Origin of the sequence: Micromonospora sp. NPDC051296 (genome assembly GCF_040682255.1) — a bacterium.
Lineage (GTDB): Bacteria > Actinomycetota > Actinomycetes > Mycobacteriales > Micromonosporaceae > Micromonospora > Micromonospora craterilacus.
In genome coordinates, this window is the sequence record NZ_JBFBAO010000590.1 from 1 (window position 1) to 2,388 (window position 2,388).

The 2,388-nt window shown below is 72.3% G+C and carries 3 protein-coding genes; 2 read left to right on the forward strand and 1 reads right to left on the reverse strand.

What is annotated here, in order from left to right:
- The coding region (locus AB0M52_RS33245) for a helical backbone metal receptor (RefSeq protein ID WP_363961817.1) at positions 1–102 on the reverse strand (102 nt) is incomplete at its 3' end.
- Between the two features lie 132 nt (positions 103–234).
- Between AB0M52_RS33245 and AB0M52_RS33250 the strand changes: the two genes are divergently transcribed.
- Both AB0M52_RS33250 and AB0M52_RS33255 read left to right on the forward strand, forming a co-directional pair.
- A complete protein-coding gene (locus AB0M52_RS33250) occupies positions 235–1,098 on the forward strand; it encodes a DUF2726 domain-containing protein (RefSeq protein ID WP_363961815.1) in 864 nt (287 codons plus the stop codon).
- A gap of 342 nt (positions 1,099–1,440) precedes the next feature.
- On the forward strand, positions 1,441–2,388 hold a 948-nt coding region (locus tag AB0M52_RS33255), incomplete at its 3' end, for a hypothetical protein (RefSeq protein WP_363961816.1).

Below are 2,388 nucleotides of genomic sequence, written 5' to 3' on the forward strand. Positions count from 1 at the left end.
GTCGGCCGGGTGGCTGCACCAGTCGGTGGCCCCGACCAGTAGCCCGGGCCGGGTCACCGCCACCGCCTCGGTCAGCGAGGGCACCAGCGACACCACTCGCACCCGTCCACCTCCTCGGCCCGGCCGGCCCGCCGCCGGCCCGGTGCGGTCGGGATGGCCCCACCGGGGGAGCCGGCCGGAATGATCGTCATCCTAGACTCGGTCGGTCGGCGGCAGGATTGGGTGGATACGACGATGACCGGTGGCGACGACTCCTGGCTGGCGACGATTCCGGCCGGCGCGGGGCGGGACCCCGTGCTGGTTCGGGCGGGGCTGCGCGTGCACCCCGGCCTGCGTCTGGGTGACCTGGTCCGGCGCCGCCCACCGGGCCTCACCGGGCACCAGTGGAACACCGCCAGTCGCACGGTCCTCGACCTGGTGGTCTGCGCGGAGGACACCGGCCGGCCAGGGTTCGCCGTCGAGTTCCGGCCGCCGTCGCGCGACGCCTCCGGCCGGCGGGCCGAGCGGATGATGCAGGCGGTCACCGCCGCTGTCGGCCTGCCGGTGCTGCGGATCACCTCGGCCACGTTGCGCGCCGCCGAGCACGGCCCGCAGATCGTCGGGTACGTGATCGACGCCCGCCGGTACTCCGACGGCGCCGCCGCCGGATCGGAGGTGCCGGACGTCGGCTTCCGCGACATCGTGGGCCGGCTGCCCGACGGGCGGACCGGTGCGGTGAACGACCTCGGGGCGCTCGCCCGGGCCGAGGCCGTCGAGGCGTACGTGGCGCGGCGGCTGGCGGACCCGATCCTGCGTGGGCTGCACGTGCAGTGGACGGACGGGCCGGCCGAGGGTTGGAGCTGGGTCGAGGTACGCCCCGGCGAGTGCCTGGTGGAGCGGGTGTCGCTGCACCCGTACCGGATCTCCTGCGGGGTCGACCCGGCCCGGCTCGCCGAGGACCTGGCCGCGCTCGCGGTCGGCGACCGGCTGCGGACCCCGGAGGCTGCCGCGCCGGCGTTGCGGCGTCGCGAGGATCTGCTCGACGACATCCGGCGGCTGCGGGACCGCCGCGGCGAACTCGTGGACGGATTCGCCTACGACCATCTCTGCGAGGCCTGACCGGCGTGGCCGTGCCTGACCGGTGAGAGCGTTCGGCGCTCGGCCGGTCACCACCGGTGGTGTTTCGGCGTCGTTCTGTTCCGTATCACCGGCGGTCGAGACCGTCGGAAAAAAAGTCATCTCCCTTTGAACCACCGCCGAGGCGGGTCCGTACCTCACCGGGAATGGACAGGATCTCGCCAACCCGCACCGGCAGGCGCGGGAGACGGTGCGGAAAGGGCATCGTCGTTCGTCGACGTGCCATCGGCGTGTTCGAACGGTCCCCGTCGAACGTGCCACCACGATTCCGTTCGGTCCGTCGAGTCACGAATCAGGTACCGGATCGAGAAGGAGAGCAATTCGATGCGCAGGTCAACCCGGTCGCGCCGGCCATCCGGTAACGCGCGGACCAAGCGACTTCTGGCCGTTGGCGCCACGCTCGCTGTCTTCGGCGGCGTCGTCGCCGTGACCCAGATCTCGTCGGCCGGTGACCGACGGCCGAACAAGCAGCCCAAGCCGGTGGCGGCCGCCTGCGTGGAGCCCAGCCCGGGTGCCACCGCGCCGACCGCCCGTGGCACCACCACCACCCGGACCTGGCAGAACGGCCGCTGGGTGACCAACCACTGGGGCGACGGGCAGCAGACCGTGGAAGAGTGCCAGGAGACCCGCACCGGCACCGGCGGCGCGACCGCCGGCGCACTGGCCGTGGCCTGCCCGGACGTGGTCAGCCGGCTGCCCCAGGTGCCGGACCGGGCCCGCGCCGAGGTGGACCGCAACCTGAACGCGCTGCAGACCCAGATCACCGAGGCCGACCGGCGACTCGCCGCCGAGGGCAACAAGGGCGAGGCGTTCATCCGCAACGCGATCCTCAACCCGCTGGCCAGCAAGCGCCGGGCGACCCTCGACCGGATCACCATCGCCATCGACCGGTTCGGCCCGCGGCCGCGCGGTCTCGCCAATCTCGCCACCTGCCAGGTCCAGCCGGTCGACAACACCAACGGCGGCAACAACGGTGGCGGCGACAACGGTGGCAACAACGGCGGTAACAACGGTGGGGGCAACAACGGCGGCGGCAACAACGGCCTGGAGGTGCTGGCCAACAACTGCAACAACAGCCGGTTGCAGCCGCACGACGGGTTCCAGAACGGCAACCGTTGCATTAGCACCGCCTTCGGCGAGGTCGGCTCCGCGGCCAACAACCCGTCGCTGCTGATCACCGATTTCCCGCAGCAGATCAACCGCAACGAGGGCTTCGCTATCCGGGTCAGCACCCGCAACCTGATCCGGGATCGGTTCCTCCCGGCCGGCCAG